The 19934-nt window shown below is 75.8% G+C and carries 18 protein-coding genes; 10 read left to right on the forward strand and 8 right to left on the reverse strand.

Annotated elements, in window-relative coordinates; genetic code table 11:
• Positions 1-132 precede the first annotated feature (132 nt).
• Complete coding sequence (locus IF83_RS0122105) at positions 133-729, forward strand: ATP-binding protein (RefSeq protein WP_078843742.1); 597 nt, start codon at positions 133-135, stop codon at positions 727-729.
• Between the two features lie 100 nt (positions 730-829).
• Here the strand turns inward: IF83_RS0122105 and IF83_RS0122110 are convergent, their stop codons facing one another.
• A complete protein-coding gene (locus IF83_RS0122110) occupies positions 830-2647 on the reverse strand; it encodes a serine hydrolase domain-containing protein (RefSeq protein WP_051723123.1) in 1818 nt (605 codons plus the stop codon).
• Between the two features lie 225 nt (positions 2648-2872).
• Between IF83_RS0122110 and IF83_RS0122115 the strand changes: the two genes are divergently transcribed.
• From IF83_RS0122115 to IF83_RS0122125, 3 genes are all read left to right on the forward strand, one after another.
• Entirely contained in the window at positions 2873-3403 is a 531-nt protein-coding gene (locus tag IF83_RS0122115; protein ID WP_051723126.1) for a VOC family protein, read from the forward strand.
• Positions 3404-3555: 152 nt separating this feature from the next.
• The gene (locus tag IF83_RS0122120; protein ID WP_030546813.1) at positions 3556-4098 is read left to right on the forward strand and encodes a type 1 glutamine amidotransferase domain-containing protein; all 543 of its coding nucleotides are present in this window, start codon (positions 3556-3558) and stop codon (positions 4096-4098) included.
• Positions 4099-4318: 220 nt separating this feature from the next.
• A complete protein-coding gene (locus tag IF83_RS0122125) occupies positions 4319-4558 on the forward strand; it encodes a DUF397 domain-containing protein (protein WP_030546815.1) in 240 nt (79 codons plus the stop codon).
• Positions 4559-4676: 118 nt separating this feature from the next.
• On the opposite strand, the gene IF83_RS0122130 is transcribed toward IF83_RS0122125, so the two are convergent.
• From IF83_RS0122130 to IF83_RS0122140, 3 genes are read right to left on the reverse strand one after another with little or no spacing between them, the layout of a single operon-like run.
• Positions 4677-5384, reverse strand: a complete 708-nt coding sequence (locus tag IF83_RS0122130; protein ID WP_030546817.1) for a leucine-rich repeat domain-containing protein — start codon at positions 5382-5384, stop codon at positions 4677-4679.
• A gap of 29 nt (positions 5385-5413) precedes the next feature.
• Positions 5414-6148: a maleylpyruvate isomerase family mycothiol-dependent enzyme gene (locus IF83_RS0122135; protein WP_244177166.1), complete on the reverse strand. Its 735-nt coding sequence runs from the start codon at positions 6146-6148 to the stop codon at positions 5414-5416.
• Positions 6139-6798, reverse strand: coding sequence for a pyridoxine/pyridoxamine 5'-phosphate oxidase (locus tag IF83_RS0122140; protein WP_030546821.1), 660 nt, complete (start codon positions 6796-6798; stop codon positions 6139-6141). Before IF83_RS0122140 ends, IF83_RS0122135 begins: the two co-directional genes overlap by 10 nt.
• Before the next feature lie 46 nt (positions 6799-6844).
• Here IF83_RS0122140 and IF83_RS0122145 point away from each other — a divergent pair, with 46 nt between their 5' ends.
• The 3 genes from IF83_RS0122145 (at position 6845) to IF83_RS34965 (ending at position 11391) form a co-directional block, all read left to right on the forward strand.
• Positions 6845-7537, forward strand: a complete 693-nt coding sequence (locus tag IF83_RS0122145; RefSeq protein WP_107046844.1) for an ABATE domain-containing protein — start codon at positions 6845-6847, stop codon at positions 7535-7537.
• Positions 7538-7888: 351 nt separating this feature from the next.
• Positions 7889-8389, forward strand: a complete 501-nt coding sequence (locus IF83_RS0122150; protein ID WP_030546825.1) for a hypothetical protein — start codon at positions 7889-7891, stop codon at positions 8387-8389.
• A gap of 188 nt (positions 8390-8577) precedes the next feature.
• A complete protein-coding gene (locus IF83_RS34965) occupies positions 8578-11391 on the forward strand; it encodes a glycoside hydrolase family 95 protein (protein WP_244177167.1) in 2814 nt (937 codons plus the stop codon).
• A gap of 45 nt (positions 11392-11436) precedes the next feature.
• Here IF83_RS34965 and IF83_RS0122165 read toward each other — a convergent pair whose 3' ends face one another.
• Both IF83_RS0122165 and IF83_RS0122170 read right to left on the reverse strand, forming a co-directional pair.
• Positions 11437-12117 (reverse strand): response regulator, encoded by a 681-nt coding sequence (locus IF83_RS0122165; protein ID WP_030546827.1) that lies wholly within the window; start codon positions 12115-12117, stop codon positions 11437-11439.
• The gene (locus IF83_RS0122170) at positions 12114-13394 is read right to left on the reverse strand and encodes a sensor histidine kinase (RefSeq protein WP_037680857.1); all 1281 of its coding nucleotides are present in this window, start codon (positions 13392-13394) and stop codon (positions 12114-12116) included. The genes IF83_RS0122165 and IF83_RS0122170 overlap by 4 nt, the downstream gene beginning before the upstream one ends.
• Before the next feature lie 132 nt (positions 13395-13526).
• Here IF83_RS0122170 and IF83_RS0122175 point away from each other — a divergent pair, with 132 nt between their 5' ends.
• Together IF83_RS0122175 and IF83_RS0122180 are read left to right on the forward strand one after the other, a co-directional pair.
• Complete coding sequence (locus tag IF83_RS0122175; RefSeq protein WP_030546831.1) at positions 13527-14435, forward strand: ABC transporter ATP-binding protein; 909 nt, start codon at positions 13527-13529, stop codon at positions 14433-14435.
• Entirely contained in the window at positions 14432-15283 is an 852-nt protein-coding gene (locus IF83_RS0122180; protein ID WP_030546833.1) for an ABC transporter permease, read from the forward strand. Before IF83_RS0122175 ends, IF83_RS0122180 begins: the two co-directional genes overlap by 4 nt.
• A gap of 146 nt (positions 15284-15429) precedes the next feature.
• Here IF83_RS0122180 and IF83_RS0122185 read toward each other — a convergent pair whose 3' ends face one another.
• The gene (locus IF83_RS0122185; protein ID WP_030546835.1) at positions 15430-16566 is read right to left on the reverse strand and encodes an aminoglycoside phosphotransferase family protein; all 1137 of its coding nucleotides are present in this window, start codon (positions 16564-16566) and stop codon (positions 15430-15432) included.
• A gap of 235 nt (positions 16567-16801) precedes the next feature.
• On the opposite strand from IF83_RS0122185, the gene IF83_RS0122190 reads away from it, so the two are divergent.
• Positions 16802-18301: a DNA-binding protein NsdB gene (locus IF83_RS0122190; RefSeq protein ID WP_030546837.1), complete on the forward strand. Its 1500-nt coding sequence runs from the start codon at positions 16802-16804 to the stop codon at positions 18299-18301.
• A 104-nt stretch (positions 18302-18405) separates the two neighbouring features.
• Here IF83_RS0122190 and IF83_RS0122195 read toward each other — a convergent pair whose 3' ends face one another.
• Positions 18406-19920, reverse strand: a complete 1515-nt coding sequence (locus IF83_RS0122195) for a PP2C family protein-serine/threonine phosphatase (RefSeq protein WP_051723131.1) — start codon at positions 19918-19920, stop codon at positions 18406-18408.
• Positions 19921-19934: the final 14 nt, after the last annotated feature.

Genomic DNA, 19934 nt, shown 5'->3' on the forward strand with positions numbered 1-19934 from the left:
GCATGGGCCCTTCCGTGCACCCCTCTGTGTGCGTGATCCCCCTGTGGACACTGCCGCCCGCGCGGTATCGGCCGTTCACTGGTAGCCATGAGACGGCGGGCCGCACTCCGCCGGTGACCGAAGGGCAGAGTGATGAACTCGCGCGAGTTACGGGAGCCGCCGGTGTGCACGGCGCCGACGGCGTCCCTCGTACCCCGGGAGCCGCACGGCGCCCGGGCGGTCGTCCGTCCGGCCGAGAGATGCCGGCGCATCGGCCTGGCCGCCGGTGCCCCGGAGTCGGTGGGAGCGGCGCGCCGGGCCGTCGCGGAGACGCTCCGGGAGTGGCGGCTGTCCTCGCTGGCCGATGACGTGACGCTGTGCGTGTCGGAGCTCGTCGGCAACGCCGTGGAGCACGCCGTGCCGCGCGCGGGGCCCCCGGACGGGCACGGGACGGGCGGGCCCGGGCCGGGCGCCGACGGGCACCAGGGGATCGGCGTCACGCTGCGCGCCTGGCCGGAGTGGCTGTTCCTGGAGGTCACGGACGGCGATCCCCGTCCGCCCGCCCCTCCCGCGGCGGCGCAGGACCCGCCGCACCGTCTCCCCGCCGCGCTGCCCGGCTTCCCGCTCGCCGACCGCGGCCGGGGACTGTTTCTCGTCAACACCCTTGCCGACGCCATCTGGTGGGCCCCCCGCGCGCGCGGCGGGAAGAGCGTCTTCTGCCGCTTCGATCTGCGGGACAGGGCCGGCTGAACGGCAGGCCCCGGCCGGCGAGCACAAGGACAAGGACCGCCGGAGCGGTACGGGCGGCCGGACGCCCCGCGGCCGCGCGCCCCTCCGCGGCGGGAGCGGGTCAGTCGGCCGAGAGCGTCCAGCCCACCGCCTCGATCCGCCCCGCGTCGGCCCGGCGGGAGCCGTCGAAGACCCTGCGGCGGCCGTCCGTCACCCGGATCCCGTCCGCGTACACGCCCCGCCCCAAGTACCGGGCATCGGTCTCGCAGCGCCAGCGCAGCCGTACGGGGCCGCCGCGCCACTCCGCCAGGCCGGCGGACGCCCGGTGCCAGACCCGCCCCGACCAGCCGCCGGCCGTGCCCCCGGGATGCTCCCGCGGGGCCTCCTCGCCGGGGCCCTCGGTGGTGAACGGCACCGGCCGCCAGGTCCCGCCCCCGTCCGCCGACGCCTCCAGGCGCAGCACGTCGGCGTTCGGCTCGGTGTCCCACCACAGGGAGAAGGCCAGCCGGGGCGCGGCGCCGCTGAGCGTCAGCTCCGGCAGGGTGAGGGTGGTCGTCGCGCCGTTCTCCATGCCGGTGAACCACGCGGTGCGGCCCGCGGCCGGACGGACCGGCACGGCCCGCGCCAGACGCGTGGCCGCCGCCACCCTCGGCGCGCTGCCGGAGCGCCAGGTGCGCACCGGATGAACGGAGTTGCCCAGCAGGACGAGGAAGGAGTCGGACACCGGGTCGAGCACGAGGGAGGTGCCGGTGAAGCCGGTGTGCCCGGCGCTGCGCGGGGTGGCCATCGCGCCCATGTACCAGTGCTGGTAGAGCTCGAAGCCCAGGCCGTGCTCGTCACCGGGGAAGGCGGTGTTGTAGTCGGTGAACATCAGCTCGACCGACTCCCGCTCCAGGATGCGGACGTCGCCGTACGCGCCGCCGTTCAGCAGGGTGCGGCACAGCACGGCCAGGTCCCAGGCGCAGGAGAACACCCCGGCGTGCCCGGCGACGCCGCCGAGGGACCAGGCGTTCTCGTCGTGCACCTCGCCCCAGACCAGTCCGCGGTCCAGGCCGCTCCACGGGGCCCGGGCGACCTCCGTCGCGGCGATCCGCGGGCGCCAGGAGGCGGGAGGGTTGTAGCGGGTGCGGCGCAGGCCCAGGGGGCCGGTGACGTCCCGCCGCAGCAGCGCGTCCAGCGGCCGGCCGGTGATCTCCTCCAGGACCAGCTGAAGGGAGATCAGGTTGAGGTCGGAGTAGGCGTAGGCGGTGCCGGGCGGCTGGACGGGGCTCTCGTCCCAGAGCAGTTGAAGCTTCCCCTCCCGCGTGGGCTCGCGGTAGAGGGGGATCCAGGCGCGCAGTCCGGAGGCGTGGGTGAGGAGCTGACGGACCGTCACCTCCTCCTTGCCGCCGCCGGCGAACCGGGGCAGATACGAGGCGACGGGCGCCTCCAGATCCAGCGACCCGCGCTCGATCTGCCGTACCGCGAGGATCGAGGTGAACAGCTTGGACAGGGAGGCGAGATCGAAGACCGTCCCGGCGGACATGGGGATCTGCTCGTCCGGGGGGAACTCCACCCCGGTATCGGACTCCTCGTCGTACGCCGCGTAGCGGACCGCGTGGCCGATCGGCTCGTGCAGGGCGACCGTCCGGCCGCGCCCGGCGAGGACCACGGCACCGGCGTACCAGGGGTGCTCCGGGGACGGGCCGAGGAAGGCGCGGGCGTCCTCCATCAGCCGGTCGAGGTGCGGCTGGAGCAGCCCCGCCCGCCGCGCGGAGCCCCGGCGCAGGACGGGGGCGCCGCCGCCCTCGGTGAAGAGCGGCGCGGCCTGGGCCGGCGCCGAGGCCAGTAACAGCGCCCCGCCGAGCGACAGCGCGCCGCCCGCGAACCGCCGCCGGGAGAGTCCGCCGGCCGACGGGCCGCCGTCCACCGTGCCGCCGTCCACCGCGTCGTCGGCCATCGCAGCTCCTCCTGAAAGAAATTTCCGGACGGTCCGCCACCAGGTGAAACTTTCTTCCCGTGTTCATGTCACTGTCAACCCCGCCGGGACGGACGGCATCCGCGCCGCTCCGGGTGGCCGCGGCGAGCGGGCCGTGCGCGGCCGGGCGGCGAGGAAGGGCGGCCGTGCGCATACTGACGGTGACGGGCCCGCTGTCCGGGCCCCCGGGTGAGAAGGGGAAACGGTATGCCGCAGCCGGAGGGCGCTGAACTCCAAGCCATCCGCGACCGCCGCGAGCGCCTGCGGAAACGCTGGCTGCGCGAGCCCGCCGGCCGGCCGCCGACCACGGCGCGCGGCATCCACCACGTGGCGTTCATCTGCCGCGACGTCGAGGAGACGATCCGCTTCTACCAGGAGTTCCTGGGCTTCCCGCTCGTCGAGATCGTGGAGAACCGCGACTACCGCGGCTCCACGCACTTCTTCTTCGACCTCGGCCACGGCAATCTGCTGGGCTTCTTCGACTTCCCCGGCCACGAACACCCGCCCGCCACCGAGACCCTCGGCGGCGTCCAGCACCTCGCCCTCTCCGTGGGCGACGAGCAGTTCGCGGCGGCCCGCGCGGCACTGGACCGGGAGAAGGTGGAGTACGCGGGCCCCGACCGCGGCGTCGAGGAGAGCCTCTACTTCCGCGACCCCAACGGCGTGCCGATCGAGCTCTACCGGGAACGGCTCGGCGTCTTCGACGGCAAGCCCATCACGGGCCCCGGCGCGGTCTGAGCCGTCGGCACGGTCCTGGCGCCCCGCCGGCGGCCGCGTCCTCCCGACCCCTCCGTCCACCCCGCACTCCGGCTGTTTCGCCCGGATACGCCCGGGTACGCGGCGAGTGCACCACGCAACGCGACGCGAGCAGCTGAGAGGACGTGGGAAACGTGAAGGTTGCCTTCCTCGTGGCCACGGAGGGTGTCGAGCAGATCGAGCTGACGGAGCCGTGGCAGGCGGTGAAGGACGCGGGCTGGACTCCGGAGCTGGTCTCCACCTCCTCCGGTGAGATCCAGGCGTTCAACCACCTGGACAAGGCCGACACCTTCCCCGTGGACAAGACGGTCTCGGACGCCTCGGCCGCCGACTACGCCGGCCTGGTGCTGCCGGGCGGTGTCGCCAACCCCGACTTCCTGCGGCTGGACCGGAAGGCCGTGGCCTTCGCCAAGAGCTTCTTCGACGCGGGCAAGCCGGTCGCGGCGATCTGCCACGGACCGTGGACCCTGATCGAGGCCGGGGTGGTGCGGGGACGCACCCTCACCTCCTGGCCCAGTCTGCGGACGGACATCGGGAACGCGGGCGGCACCTGGGTCGACGAACAGCTCAACGTCTGCTCCGACGGGCCCAACAAGCTGATCACCAGCCGCAAGCCGGACGACCTCAAGGCGTTCTCCGAGGCGGTCGTCGACGAGTTCGGCAAGACGGCGGACTGACCCGGTCGGCGGCCCCGCCCCGCACACCGGTGCGGAACGCGGCCGCCGCGGGCACACCTCACGGCCGGTCCCGGGCGCCGGGCCGCCCCCTCGCGGGCGGCCCGGCGCCGCCGTGCGCACTGCCTGCCGGGGATGCCGGGGCGGGCCCCTCCGGACCCTGTCCGGCGCCGCCCGTCGTCGTTAGGCTGACCGGGTGAAACGGACCGGGAGGGGCAGGGACATGGCGGACACTCCCACACGGCGGGCGGCCACGGAGCACCGGAAGCCGCGGCTCGATCTCGGCAACGCGGTCTGGCAGTCCAGCGACCAGGGGACGGGCGACGTCCAGATCGCCTTCGTCGAGGGCTTCGTGGCGATGCGCGACCGCCGTGACACCGACGGCCCGGCGCTGGTCTTCACCCCGGGGGAGTGGCGCGCCTTCGTCCTGGGCGCCCGCGACGGCGAGTTCGACCTCGGCTGAGAGCCGCGGGGCAGGGCCGGCGGCGCGGCGGAGGCGGGGCGCGAGCGGACCCGGAACGGCGCCGTTCCGCCGGGGCGCGAAGCCCGCCGAACCGGCGGCGCGGCAGAGGACGCGCGGGTCAGAGCAGGACCGCGCAGTCCCGCCCGGTGAGTTTTCGTACCACCGGGCTGCGTTCGCCGACGCCGGTCCAGCGCAGGTCGAGCTTCTCCAGGGACGGCAGCCCCGTGAGCCACTCCGGCAGCTCGCGCAGCGGATTGGAGCGCAGGTCGAGGCGGCGCAGCAGCGGCAGTCCCGCCATGCTCTCGGGGAGAGCGGTGAGACGGTTCTCGCGCAGACCGAGTTCGCGCAGCTCCCGCAAACCGCCGAGGCTGCCCGGCAGTTCGGTGAGCCGGTTCCCGCGCAGCCACAGCTCCCGCAGATTCCGCAGGGCTCCGGTCGATTCCGGAAGCGCCGTCAGCGCGCCGTGCTGTGCGCGCAGTTCGACCAGGGCGGTCATGTCACCGAGATCCGGAGGAAGCGCGGTGAGAGGGTTTTCGCCGGCGTTGAGGTAGCGCAGCGCGGTCAACCGGGTCAGTGAACGGGGCAGCTCCGCCAGCCGGTTGTCGTGGAGGTACAGGAAGCGGGTCAGGCCGGTCAGCTCGCCGATCTCCTCCGGCACGGCAGTGAGGGCGTTGTGCCCGAGATCCAGGGTGTGCAGCCGGCGCAGTCCCGCGATCCGGGGGGAGAGCCGGGTCAGCCCGTTGCCGGCGAGGATCAGGACGCGCAGCGCCGTACGGTCCCAGACCTCTTCCGGAACGGTGCCGAGTCCGCGGTTCCACAGGTTCAGCGACTCCGGGGCCGGACCGGCCGGCTCCGCTACGGCCACGGGCCCAGGGCGGGCAGCGGGCCGTCCCCGGCGTCCAGCGGGCCGGAAGGGGCGCGGCCCGCCATCCAGGCCGTGAGGTCGCCCAGCGCGCCGCGGACCGGCACGGCCGATCCCGCGCCGTGGACGCGCTCCTCCGGGCCGTCGGTCGCCGCCAGTGTCAGTCCGGCGGCGGGGGCGCGGGGCGCCAGGAAGTCCAGCGCGTGGCCGCAGAAGGCGCGCGGCCAGTCGCGCGGGCCGGGGCCGAGCAGGAGGTCGGCGGTGTGGATCTCCAGCTCGCGCCACCAGGCCAGCAGGGCCGCCCGGGCGTCCGCGTCGCGGTAGCGCACCGGCAGTGACCAGTCGCCGGGGCCGAGCGCCGTCCAGGCGCTCTCCGCCTCGGCCAAAGCGTCGCGTACGGCGCGCCGCAGTTCCCCGGCCGTGCGCGACGAGCCCGCCTCGATCGCGGCGTCGCGGCCGACGGCCCGCCCGCCGTCGTACACCTCGACCAGTTCGCCCCGCACGGCGCACCGCGCCTGCCGGGCCAGGGCGCGGCCGATGCCTTCGATGTGCGACAGCACATGGGCGCGGGACCAGCCGGGCAGCGCGCTCGGGGCGCGGATGTCGTCGTCCGTCAGGCCGGTCAGCAGCGCGGACAGCCGCTCGTGCCCGGCGAGGACGGCGGCCAGGGGCGGTTCGTGCGCGGCCGGTCCGGGCTGCCCGGCCGCCGCGGATCCGGTCAGGGCCACAGCAGTTCCTTCCGCCATCCGTCCGCCTCCCGGCGGTAGTTGAGCCGGGTGTGGCGCCGGTCCCGGTCGGCCTGCCAGAACTCCACCGCCTCGGCGCGCACGGTGTACAGCGTCCATTCCGGCGCCGCGAGACCCGGTTCGCGCTCGAGCCGCGCCAGGGACTCGCGCACGGCCGCGTCGCGCGCCGCCGGGGACTCCAGCGGCTCGCTCTGCCGGCCGAGCAGAGCCTCCGCGCGGGCGCCCGCGCCCCGCGCGCGGAAGTCCGCTGCGCTCCGCTCGGGGGACTCCGCCACCACCGGCCCGCGCACCCGGATCTGCCGCGCCTGCGGCTGCCAGTAGAAGGTGAGCGCAGCGTACGGACGCGCGGCCAGCTCCCGGCCCTTGGGGCTGCGCGCGTGCGACGCGAACTGCCAGCCCGACGCGTCCACGTTCTTGAGGATCAGCACCCGGGCCGACGGGGCGCCGTCCGCCCCGGCCGTCGAGAGCGTCATCGCGTGGGGCTCGGGGACGCCGGCCCGCACGGCCTCCAGCAGCCAGTCGGTGAACAGCTCGTGCGGCGACGACGGCGTGTCCGCGGGGTCGAACCGGGGCAGTTCGCCCTCGAACACCCCCAGCCCGCGCAGGAGTTCCCGAAGGTTGGTCGTCGTCACGCCTCTCCTCCCGTTAATGGTGGACACGGACATTACCATTAGCACCATGGACGATCAGCTCGTGCTCGACCTCGCCGCCACCATCCGCCACGACGGGCACGGCGGGGTCGCCGACGACCTGAACACCCCTGCCGGCCTCACCCGCTGGCTGCGCGAACGCCCGGAGGACTCGGCGGTGTCCCGCGCCGTGGACATCCGGCGGTACACGGCGGACGAGGAGGCGCTGCGGGCCGTACGGGAGGTGCGCACGGCCGCCCGCGCGCTCTTCGCCCGCGCCGTCGCGCCCGGGCCGCCGAGCCGCGCCGACGCGGGCCGGCTGCCGGCGGCCGGGACGGCGCTCGACGTCCTCGCGGCGGCCGCCGCCCGGGTGCCGACCGTGCCCCGCCTGCTGTGGCCGGCGGACGGCCAACCGGTCGTCGTGCGGGAGTGGTTGACCGGGGCGGCGGAGAGCGGGCCGGCGGAGCGCGGGCCGGTGGAGCGCGGGGTGGCGGAGGCCGGGCAGGGGCCGGGACCGGCGGACCGGCTCGCCGCCGTCCTCGCCGAGGCCGCCATGGCCTTCCTCGCCGGGCCGGGCCGGGAACTGCTGCGGGCCTGCCCGGCACCGCGCTGCGTGCGGTACTTCGTCAAGGAGCACCCCCGGCAGGAGTGGTGCAAACCGTCCTGCGGCAACCGCGCCCGGGTCGCCCGCCACCACGCCCGCCGCCGCGCCGTCCCGCCGGAGGGCGGCGCGGGCGGGTGAGCCGTGTTCCGCCCGGGCGTACCGCGCCGGGGTCCGTGGGCCGGGGTTCGGGGGTTCCCGGCCCGGTGGCCGGGTCCCCGGTGCGGGGCGCGCGGCGGGCGACACGCGCCCTTCCGGACAGCCGTCCGCCTCCGTCTTACCCGGTGGTCCGGCCGGCCCGACGCCGCCCCTTCGCCGTCCGGCCGGCACATCATCCGTTCGGGCGGGGAGAGCGCCCGGGGGCGGCGGTCCGGGCGGCTCGCGGAAGCCGTGGCCGGGGCCGGCGGCCCGGCCGCCGCGCCCGTCCCCGGTGCGCGCCGCCCGCCCCGGCCACCCGCGCCGGGGCGGGCGGCCGCCCCGTACCATGGCCGCATGTCCTTCCTCCGCCGCCGCAGCGCAGCCACGCCCACCGGACCGGACTTCGACGTCCTCGCGATGGATCCCGGTGACTGGCCGGGCAACCTCGGGGCCGGGCTGCTGCCCGCGCCGGACGGAAGCTGCCAGGGGGTCTTCCTCCGCTACGACCTGTTCGGCGGCCGCGGCCCGGCGATGATCATCGGAAATCTTCCGGAGGGCTCCCCGGCCCGGGAGACGGAGGAGGACGAGGTGCCGTTCGAGGTGGCCCAACTCCTCGAAGCGCTCGGCAACGACGAGTCCGTGCGGGTGACGGAGACCGAGGACACCCCGGTGATGCACGAGGACAACCTCCTCATCGTGCGCCGGCTCAAGTTCTCCGAAAGCCGCATCTCCTGCGCGCAGTTCGACCGCAGCGACGGCGTGCTCGTCACCATCGCGAGCTGGGACCGGCCCATCACGGACGACCTCTACCGGCTCCTCAAGCCGCTGCCCGCGGAGATGTTCCAGACCGGCTGACCCCGCCGCGCTCTCCGCGCGGCCGCCCTCTCGCCGCCCGGTCCGCTCGGTCCACCTCGTCCGTCCGTCCGGCCCGTCCGGCTCCTCTGCCCGTCCGGCCCACCTGGCCCGGGCGCGAGGGGACGGCCCGCCCCGTCCGCGCCGCGCGCGGTTGTCACCCACCGCCCGGACCCCTAGCGTGGCCCGGCATGTCCCCAGGCGTGTTCGGGCCGCAGGAGCCGCAGGAGTCGCAGGAGCCACCCTCCACATCCGGAGATCCGGTGCGGCACGGCCCGAGCCCCGACGGCCTCCGGGAACCGGCAGCGGACCCCGTCCTCCGGTACGACCGTCCCGCCGCCGACTGGGAGCGGGAGGCCCTGCCCATCGGCAACGGCGCGCTCGGGGCGATGGTCTTCGGGACCGTCCCCGCCGAGCGGCTCCAGTTCAACGAGAAGACGCTGTGGACCGGCGGCCCCGGTTCCGCCAAGGGCTACGACCACGGCAACGGGCCGTCACCGCGCCCCGGTGCCCTGGAGGAGGTCCGGCGCCGGATCGAGGAGTCCGGGTCCCTCGACCCCGCGGAGGCCGCGGCGCTCCTCGGCCGGCCCCGCCGCGGCTACGGGGCGTACCAGCCCTTCGGCGACGTCCGGATCGATCTGCCGCCCGGCGCGCACGACGGCCCCGCCCGCTCCTACCGGCGCGCGCTCGACCTCCGGACCGCCCTGGCCACCGTCCGCCACACCGACGACCGGGGTGTCACCCACCGGCGCGTGTTCTTCGCCTCCCACCCGGCCGGGGTGATCGCCGGACGGTTCGACGCGGACCGGCCGGGCCACACCGGCTTCACCCTGCGCGTCACCACGCCGCGCGACGACCGGGACGTCACCGTCACCGCCGCGGACGGGCGGATCACCGTACGCGGCACCCTCCACGACAACGGCCTGCGGTTCGCGGCGCAGCTCCAGGTGACCGCCGAGGGCGGCACCCTCAGCGACGGCGACGGCGACGGCGGGTGGGTCCGCGTCGAGGGCGCCGACAGCGCCTGGTTCGTCCTCGCCGCGGGCACCGACTACGCGGACACCCACCCGCACTACCGGGGCGACGACCCGCACCCGCGGGTGACCGCCGCCGTCGACGGGGCGGTGCGCCGTGGCCCTGACGACCTGCTCGCCGAACACATGGCCGACCACGGGCGGCTGTTCGACCGGGTGCGCCTCGACCTCGGAGGCCGGCTGCCGGAGGACGTGCCGACGGACCGGCTGCTCCGGGACTACACGGGCGGCACGGCGGCGGACGGCCTCCGCCCGTCCGCCGGTGCGGCTGGGGCCGCCGACGCCGCGACGGCCTCCGTTCCGGCCGTCCGGCACTTGCCGGCCCGGGGCGACGCGGGCCACGTCGCGGCGCACCACGGCGTGGCCGGCGGCGAAGCGGCCCGGCCCGGGGGCACGGTCGACGGCGGCGCTGCGTCCGGGCCCGGGGGCACGGTCGACGGCGGCGATCAGCACAGCCCGTACCGTCCCGGCCCGGGCCGCCCCGGACCTCTCGGCGGCGCGGCCGGCCGCCCCCACGTCACCGAGGCCCCGGGTGCGGAGCCCGGCGCGGTCCGCCCCGGCCCGAACCGCCCCGGAACCGGCCGCGACGAAGGAACCGGCCGCGACGGCGCCGCCGCGGCCGACCGTGCGCTGGAGGCGCTCGTCTTCCAGTACGGCCGCTATCTGCTGATCGCCTCCTCCCGCCCCGGCTCGCTGCCCGCCAACCTCCAGGGCGTGTGGAACCACAGCACCGAACCGCCCTGGGCGGCCGACTACCACACCAACATCAATCTCCAGATGGCCTACTGGCCCGCGCACCCCGCCAACCTCTCCGAGACCGCCGAGCCGTACGACCGCTTCGTGACGTCCCTGCTCGCCCCCGGCCGGACCACGGCCCGGGAGATGTTCGGCGCGCCGGGCTGGGTTGTGCACAACGAGACCAACCCGTACGGCTTCACGGGCGTCCACGACTGGCCCACCGCCTTCTGGTTCCCCGAGGCCGCCGCCTGGCTCACCCAGCTCCTGTACGACCGCTACCGCTACGTTCCCGACACCGGCTACCTCCGCGACACCGCCTATCCGGCGCTCAAGGAGGCCGCCCTCTTCTGGCTGCACGAGCTGCGCACCGACCCCTCCGACGGCACCCTGGTCGTCTCGCCCGCCCACTCGCCGGAACACGGACGCTTCACCGCGGGCACCGCGATGGCCCAGCAGATCGTCCACGACCTGCTGTCGAACACCCTTGAGGCCGCCCGTGTCCTCGGCGACGACCCGGACTTCCGGAACGACGTGCGGCGGGCCCTCGACCGCCTCGACCCCGGGCTGCGCACCGGCTCCTGGGGCCAGCTCCAGGAGTGGAAGGAGGACCTGGACGACCCGGAGGACCGCCACCGGCACGTCTCCCACCTCTTCGCCCTCCACCCCGGACAGCGGATCCGTCCCGGCAGCCGGTGGGCCGCGGCGGCCCGCACCTCGCTCGCGGCGCGCGGCGACAGCGGTACCGGCTGGAGCAGGGCCTGGAAGATCAACTTCTGGGCCCGGCTCCATGACGGCGACCGGGCCCACGCCCTCCTCGCGGGGCAGTTGCGGGAGTCCACCCTCCCCAACCTCCTCGACACCCATCCGCCGTTCCAGCTCGACGGCAACCTCGGGGCCACCGCAGGGATCGCCGAGATGCTGCTGCAGAGCCACCACGGCGAGATCGAGTTGCTGCCCGCCCTCCCCGCCGCCTGGCCCGAGGGTTCCGTCCACGGCCTCCGCGCCCGCGGCGACGTCACGGTCGACCTGGCCTGGTCCGGCGGCAGGGCGCACACGGTCGTCCTGGCCACCGGCCGCACCGGGGAGATCCCGCTCCGCGGCAGCCTCCTCGAAGGCCCCTGCACCGTCCGGGAGTTGCCCGCAAAAGGGGAGGCCGGGACGCGCAGACGGGACGACGGGGCCACCCTGCTGCGGGCCCGCGCCGGACACCGTTACGTCATCACCGCACGGTGAAGCGGCCCCGCCGGCGGCCGGCCGTGCCGCGGCGGCCCGTACCGCTCACCGGCCCGTCCCCACCAGTCCCGTCTCATAGGCGAGGATCACGAGCTGGACCCGGTCGCGGGCGCCGAGTTTGGCGAGCAGCCGGGTCACATAGGTCTTGACGGTCGCTCCGGTAATGACCAGACGCGCCGCGATCTCGCCGTTCGACAGGCCGCTGCCGATGAGCGTCAGGACCTCGCGCTCCCGTTCCGTGATGCCCGCGAGCGCGGGCGGTACGGGACCGCCGGCGGCCCCGGAGCCGGGGGCGGGCGTGGGCCGGTCCGCGAACTCCCTGATCAGCCGCCGGGTGACCCCCGGAGCGATCAGCCCGTTCCCGGCGGCTACGGCGCGTATCCCCGCGAGGATGTCGTCCAGCGCCATGTCCTTGACGAGGAAGCCCGACGCGCCGGCGCGCAGCGCCCCGTAGACGTACTCGTCGTCGTCGAAGGTGGTCAGCACGATGACCTGGGCGCCGCCGGAGCCCGAAGTGATCAGCCGGGTGGCCTCGATGCCGTCCATGCCGGGCATCCGGATGTCCATGACGACGACGTGCGGGCGGAGTTCCGCCGCCAGCCGGACGGCCTCGGCGCCGGTGCCCGCCTCCCCGGCCGCCTCCAGATCCGGTGCGTCGGCGAGGACCATCCGCAGCGCCGCCCGGACGAGCGGCTGGTCGTCGGCGAGGACCACGCGGACCGTCACCGCGCCCCCGCCGGGACGGGCAGCCGGGCCGCCACCCGGAAACCGCCGCCCGGGCGCGGCCCGGCGGCGAACTCGCCGTCCAGCAGCCGGACCCGCTCGCGCATCCCGGTCAGACCCCACCCGGTGCCGCCCGCCTCCCCGGGCCGGCCCGCTCCGTCGTCGGTGACCTCGATGGACAGCCCGTCCGGCGCCCGGCCGACGGTCACCCGGCAGGAACCGGTGCCGGCGTGGCGGACGACGTTGGTCACCGCCTCCTGGACGATGCGGTACGCGGACCGGTCGATCTCCGGCGGCAGCGGCCCCGGCTCACCGCGCCACTCCACGTCCACCCGTACTCCGGCCGCCGTCGTGGCCGCGGCCAGCCGCCCGACGTCGGCCAGCCCCAGCCCGACGTCGGCCAGCCCCAGCCCGGGGCCGGGCTGCGGCACGCGCGCCGGCCCGCCCGGCCCACCGGACCCGGGCCCGGACTGGCGGAGGGCCCCCAGCATCCGGCGCAGCCCCGACAGCGTCTCCCGGCCGGAGGTCTCGATGGCGGCAAGCGCCTCCCGCGCGCCCGCCGGCTGAGTCTCGATGACCCGCTTCGCCGCGCCGGCCTGCAGCGCGATGATGCCGATGCTGTGCGCGACCATGTCATGCAACTCCCGGGCGATGCGAAGCCGTTCGGCCGTGATGGCCTGCTCGGCGGCCTGGGCGCGGGCCCGGTCCGCGTGCTCCCGGGACTGGTGCGCCGCGTCGCCGAGCAGCCAGGCCACGACGGCCGTCAGCGCCACGGACAGCTCCGCCGAGGTGCCCACCGGCCAGCCGAACGACACACGGGCGGCCAGGTAGCCGGCCAGCACACCGAGGGCCGTGCCGGTGGCCGCGATGCCGGTCCGGCGCGGCCGGGTCGCGGCGATGGCGTACAGCGCGACATCCACCGCGAGGAACTGTGCCAGGGGAATCTCCCCCACGCTCAGCGCCGTGGACGCGATGACGGCACCGGCGAGCATCAGCACGAGCGCCGCCGTGGGCCGGCGGCGTAGCAGACCGGCACCGGCCAGCGTCACGGCGGTGGCCAGCGCCATCACCGTCAGGCCGTCCCAGCGGTAGAGGTAGACCCCGGGGAGGACGGTGGGCTCCGCCTCCCCGGGCAGCCGCACGCGGGACAGGAACGCGAAGACCGTCCCCGCGCACCAGGCCAGACCCGCCCAGGCGCCGGACGGCAGGCATCCCCACCGCCGGAGAACCGGGGAGAGGAGCGTCCGGGCACGGGCGGTGCGGGAAGGTGAGGCCGGCATACGGGCGATGCTAACGACGGAGCCCCGGCCGGTCATCGGCCCGTGGTCGTACACCCGTGGCCGGCATCCGCCGCGGTGACTGCCTGCCCGGGGCCGACGACAGGCGCGGGCGCGCCCCGGCACGGTGGGCGGGTGATCGAAGCCAATGAACTGACGAAGCGCTACGGCCGGACCCCCGCCGTGGAGGGCCTGAGTTTCACGGTGAGACCGGGACGGGTCACCGGGTTCCTGGGCCCGAACGGCGCCGGTAAGAGCACCACGCTCCGGATGATCCTGGGACTGCACGAGCCGACCGGCGGAACCGTGACCGTCGGCGGCCGGCCCTTCCGGGACCACCCGCGCGGGCTGCGCCAGGCCGGGGCGCTGCTGGACGCGGGCGACGCGCACGGCGGCCGCCGCGCGCGGGCGCACCTCGCCGTCCTGGCCCGGAGCAACGGCATCCCGCGCCGCCGGGTGGAGGCTGTACTGGAGCAGGTCGGACTCGCCGGCGCGGCCCGGCGCCGCATCGGCGGGTTCTCCCTCGGCATGCGGCAGCGGCTCGGGATCGCCGCCGCGCTGCTCGGCGATCCACCGGTGCTGCTGTTCGACGAACCGCTCAACGGGCTCGACCCGGAAGGGGTGGCGTGGGTGCGCGGGCTGTTCCGCGAACTGGCCGCCGAAGGCCGCACCGTGTTCGTCTCCAGCCACCTGATGTCCGAGATGGAACACACGGCCGATGAACTGATCGTCATCGGCCGGGGCGAGCTGATCGCGGCGGAGAGCCTGCGGGAGTTCGCCGCACGCGGCACCCGCCGGGGTGTGGCCGTCCGGACTCCGGACCCCCACGGGCTGGAGGCCCTGCTGACCGCCGAGGGAGCAGCCGTGCGCCCGGAGGACGGCGTGCTCGGCGTGACCGGGCTGACCGCGGAGCAAATCGGCGGGATCGCCTGCCGCCACGGCATCCCGCTGAGTGAACTGACTCCCCGGCAACCCTCGTTGGAGGACGCGTTCATGGAACTCACCGCCGGCAGCGTCGAATACCCCGCGGAGGAGAGCCGGTGACCACGGTGACGAGCACAGCAGCCGCCCGAACGCCGGAGACCGGGCCCCGGGGACGGTTCCGCGACCTCTTGGCCGCCGAGTGGCTCAAGCTGTGGTCGCTCCGCTCCACCCCCTGGAGCCTGTTGGCCGGCGCGGTGGCCGTCATGGCGTTCAACGCGGGCGCCGCCTGGGACCACTACCGCTACTGGGACGCGTCCGGTCCGGACGCCCGCGCGGGCTTCGTGACCGACGGCATGCCGCTGCGCGACGCCTTCACCGCCAACGCCGCCCTGGTGCTGCTTCTCGCCCTCGGCGCCATCGGCGCCGCCGCGGTCACCGGCGAATACGGCACCGGAATGATCCGCGCCACCTTCGCGGCGGTCCCGGCCCGCCGCTCGCTCATGGCGGCCAAGGCGTGCGTCGTCACGGCGGTGGCCACTCTGTTCGGAGTGGTCGTCGCGGGAGGCTCGTTCCTCCTGACCCAGGCGATCCTGGACGCCCGGGACGCCGGGGTCTCCCTCGGCCATCCGGGCGCGACGCGCGTCGTCGCGGCCTCCGCGCTGCTGGCACCGGTGGCCGCGCTCGCGGGTCTGGCGCTCGGTGCTCTCATCCGGCACGGAGCCGCCACCGCGGTCGCCTGTTTCGCAGTGCTTCTGCTGCTCCCCGCGGCCGTCCAGGAGAACCGCCGCTGGGCGGCCGTTCTCGATCACGCGCTGCCCCTCGGCGCCTGGAACCGGCTGGTCGCCGTGGAGGGCTTTCCGCCGGGGCCGTACCCCTGGACGACGAGCGGGGCGTGGACCGTTTACGCCGCCTGGGCGCTCGCCGGGGCCGCCCTCGCCGTCGCGGCGGTGCACCACCGCGACCAGTGACCCGTGGCTCCGGGCGGAGGGGCGGCGGTCACCGGGGCTCCCGTGACCAACGAGCACCGTACGGGAGCGCGGACCGCGCGGGCCGCGTCCGTGTCCCCACCGTGCGGGGCGCCCCACCCCCTGGGGCGCGCCCCGCACGGCGCCCCTCAGCGGGTGCCCACCGCTGCCCGTACCGCCCGCCGGGCCATTCCGCAGTCGTCGTGGAGGCGCCGCAGCAGCAGCCGCTGCGCCTCGCCGGGGGAGCCCGTCGCCCCGGGCAGGACCGGTCCCGGATCGCGCATCATCCGCTGCACGGCCGTCTCGCAGGTGCGGATCTCCCGGGTGAGCACCAGCATCAGATTGACGAGGAAGGCGTCCCGCGCGGCCGGCCCCGCGGCCTGCGCCAGCCTGCTGATCCGGCGGCGCGCCGCGGGCGCCTCACCGAGGACGGTCCACAGCGTCGCCAGGTCGTAGCCGGGGAGGTACCAGCCGGCGTGGTCCCAGTCGAGCAGCACCGGACCGGCCGGTGAGAGCAGGAAGTTGGAGAGCAGCGCGTCGCCGTGGCAGAACTGGCCCTGCCCCTGGCCGCCCTGGCGGCCGGCCGCGTGCGCCAGGCCGTGCAGCAGCTTCTGCAGGTCGCTGGTGTCCCGGTCGGTGAGCAGCCCCAGTTCGTGGTACCGGTTCAGCCGGCCCGCGTAGTCCAGCGGAACGCCGAACAGCCCGGCCGGCGGGCGCCACTGGTTGACCCGGCAGACGGCCTGCAGCACCGTCTTGATGTCGGCGCGCGGCGGGGCCTCCACGGGGTGCCGCTGCAGGGCCGCCGGCCGCCCCGCCATCCGCTCCACGACCAGCGTGCAGTTGTCCGGGTCCGCCGCGACCAGCCGGGGCACCCGCACGGGCGGGCGGTGCCGGACGAACGCCCGGTATGCCGCTATTTCCTGCCGGGCCCGCTCCGTCCAGGCGGGGGAGTGGTCCAGCAGGCACTTCGCCACCGCCGTGGCACGGCCCGTCGTGCCGACGATCAGCACCGAGCGCCCGCTGCGGCGCAGCACCTGCACCGGGTGGAACTCCGGGCAGATCCGGTGCACCGCCGCGATGGCGGTGCGCAGCTGGGTGCCCTGGGGGCCGGACAAGTCGATCCTCCCGCTGAGGGTCCGGCCGCCCCCGCCCATCGCGCGCTGCGGCCGCCCCCCCGCCGGCAGGGCCCCGGCGGGTACGGCACCGGCGGCGTACGGCCTGCCGCCACCCGCCTGCGGGCGGTACGGCGGAGGCGGGGCGGACACGGAGGACGGCGCTGCGTACATGGGCGGAACGGATCCCTTCGTGGGCCGACGGCAAGCCTGCGCCGCCCGCCCGGGCCCGGTCTCCGCACCCTGGGGAAATGCGGTCCGGCCACCGGGACGGGTGGCGCGGTTCCTACCCGACACCCGACCGCGGGTGGCACACCACCTGGCGGACCCTGGCGAAGCCTGGCGAATGCCCCGCCACCCCCTGACGGGCCGTTAGTGTCGGATCAGCCGAGGAACCTGGGGGCTTGACGTGACCAAGGAACCCAACACCCGACTCGCGGACCTGTTCGGCCTCACCGGCTGGTCCAAGGGCGAACTCGCGAGGCTGGTCAACCGGCAGGCGGCGGCCATGGGCCACCCCCAGCTGGCAACCGACACCTCGCGGGTGCGGCGTTGGATCGACACCGGCGAGGTGCCGCGCGATCCCGTGCCGAAGGTGCTGGCGACCCTGTTCACCGAGCGTCTCGGCCGTGTCGTGACCATCGAGGACCTCGGACTCGGCCGGCGCGGGCGTGCGGGGAGGAAGCGGCAGTCCGACGACGGACTCCCCTGGGCGCCCGAGCGGACCGCCGAGGTTCTCACCGAATTCACGGGAATGGACCTCATGCTCAACCGACGCGGCTTGGTGGGCGCGGGCGCCGCGCTCACCACAGGATCAGCACTCGCCGTCGCCATGCGCGACTGGCTGCACACCGACCCCGCGAGGGCCCTCCCCGGGCCCCGCACCGGCGGCCCGGCGACCGCCGCGACGGCCGGCTTCGACCGGTTCGACGCGGCCCCCGTCGGAAGACAGGAGGTCGAGGCGCTGGAGCGCTCGGTCGAGGTGTTCCGCGCCTGGGACGCGGCCCGCGGCGGCGGGCTGCAGCGCAAGGCCGTGGTCGGCCAGCTCAACGAGGTCGGCGGCATGCTCGCCTACCGCCACCCGGAACACCTCCAGCGCCGGCTGTGGGGCGTCGCGGCCAACCTCGCGGTGCTCGCCGGCTGGATGTCCCACGACGTCGGCCTGGAGCCCACCGCGCAGAAGTACTTCGTCATCGCCGCGCACGCGGCACGCGAGGGCGGCGACCGGCCGCGCGCCGGGGAGGCGCTGTCGCGGGCCGCCCGGCAGATGGTCCACCTCGGCCGGCCCGACGAGGCGCTGGACCTGATGAAGCTCGCCGGATCCGGCTCCGGTGAGGAGAACCTGCCGCGCACCCGCGCCATGCTCTGCACGATCGAGGCGTGGGCACAGGCCTCGATGGGCCGCGGGCAGGCGATGCGCCGCACCCTCGGCCGGGCCGAGGACCTGTTCGCCTCCGACCGGGGCGACGTGCCCCCGCCGAGCTGGATGCAGATGTTCGACGAGGCGGATCTGCACGGCATGCAGGCCCTGGCGTTCCGCACCCTCGCCGATCACGACCCGTCGGCCGCCGTCACCGCCAAGCGCCACGCCAAGGAGGCCCTGCGGCTGCGCGGCAAGGGCCACCAGCGCTCGCAGATCTTCGACTACATCTCGCTCGCCTCGGCCTGCTTCATCGCCGACGACCCCGAACAGGCCGACCGCTACGCCCGGTTGGCGCTGGTCAGCATCGGGGAGACCTCCTCGCACCGGACGTGGGACCGGCTGCGCGAGATGTACCGGCTGACGGGGCAGTACGCCGGGCACTCCACGGTCGACGACCTCCGCGCGGAGATCCAGGCGGCCCTGCCGAAGGCACCGTCGTCCCGCGCGTCGGCACGCGGGGCCGTCGGGCGGGCGGCGGGCGTCTGACACCGCTGCCCGTACGACCCCTCCCCGCGGCCTGACGGGACGCGCGCCGCGGACGGTGCTCACGGGGCGCGGCGTGACGGCGCACCGGCTCGCCGGGACCGCCGTTACGGCCTGCCCGGGGACGGCTCGCGCCGCTCCCCCTCCTCGTCGCCGATCCTGGCCACGAGGACGCAGGCGTCGTCCTCGCGCTCCGTGCCGCCGAACTCCTCGACCACGACGCGTACGCACTCCCGTGCGCTGCGCGCCGCGCAGAACCGGGGCGCCAGCTCCAGCAGGCGCCGGGCGCCGCCCGGTTCGCCGTCGGGGGAGTCGGTCAGGCCGTCGGCCCGCCGGGCCAGTCCGTCGGTGTGGAGGACGACCACGTCGCCGGGCTCCAGCGGCTCCCGCGCCTGCCCGTAGACGGCTCCGCTGGTCGCCCCGAGGAGCACGCCCTCCGGCCGGGGGAGCGCGCGGCCGGTGCCGCCGCGGAAGAGCAGCGGCGCCGGGTGGCCGGCCTGCGCCCACTCCAGGGTGCGGCCGGCCGGGTCGTAGCGGCAGCACAGCGCGCTGCCCAGGGCAGGCTGGGCGGCGGTGTCCAGCAGCTGGTTGAGCCGCTCCATCAGCGCGCCGGGTCCGGCCCCGGCGAGCGCCATGCCGCGGAGCGCGCCGAGCAGCATGGCCACGCCGGAGGTCGCGGCGATGCCGTGGCCGGTGAGGTCCCCGACGCTCAACAGCTCGCCGCCGTCCGGCAGATGGAGGGCGTCGTACCAGTCGCCGCCGATCAGGGCGCTGGTGGCCGAGGGGAGGTAGTGGGCGGCGAGATCCGGTGCCCCGGCGGCGGCCGGCGGGAAGCGCTGGGTCTCGCGCCAGGGCGGCAGCACGGCCTCCTGCAGCTCCACCGCCATGCGGTGCTCGGTGCGTGCGATCTGCCGCCGGCGCAGCAGCGCCTCCCGCGTCTCGCGCACCTCGCGCTCGCTCCGGCGCAGTTCGGTGACGTCGCGGAGGACCGCCCACATGGAGGCGGTGCGGCCGTCGGCGTCGAGGACGGGGCTGCCCATCATGTGGACCGCGCGCACCGCTCCGTCGGCGCGCACGATGCGGAACTCGCCGTCGATCGGACGGCCGTCCACCAGGCAGTCGGTGACCATCGCCGTCAGCAGCGGCTGGTCGTCCTCCACCAGCCAGGAGGGCAGTTCGTCCAGGGAGAGCGGACCCTCCGCCGGGGAGCGGGCGAAGAGCTCGTACAGCTCGCCCGACCAGTCGGCCTCGTCGGTGAGGAGGTTCCACTCCGCGCTGCCCGCCCGGCCGGCCGGACGGTGAGCCGGCTCCTCGGGCGGCGCGGCCGGCAGCGCCACGCGGCCGGCCGTCGCCCCGGCGCCGGCGGCCGCGCCATCGGGTTCCGGGGCCGGGCCGTCCCGCAGCTGTCCCAACTGCCGTCCCAGATCGTCCAGATGGTGGACGGCGAGTTCGCACAGCGCGCGCTGCCAGCGCAGGTGCTCGTCCTCCGGCTCGGCGGCCGTGGTGCGCCGTACGGCGTCGACCTCTCCCCGCAGGCGCCGGGCCTGCGCGATCAGGGCCTCGACCGTGCCGGGCTCGGGCGGCTGGGCGGCCGGGTGCTCCGCGGACACATGGGACGGCATGAAGGACTCCGATA

This window comes from Streptomyces albus subsp. albus (genome assembly GCF_000719865.1).
Taxonomy (GTDB): Bacteria; Actinomycetota; Actinomycetes; order Streptomycetales; family Streptomycetaceae; genus Streptomyces; species Streptomyces albus_E.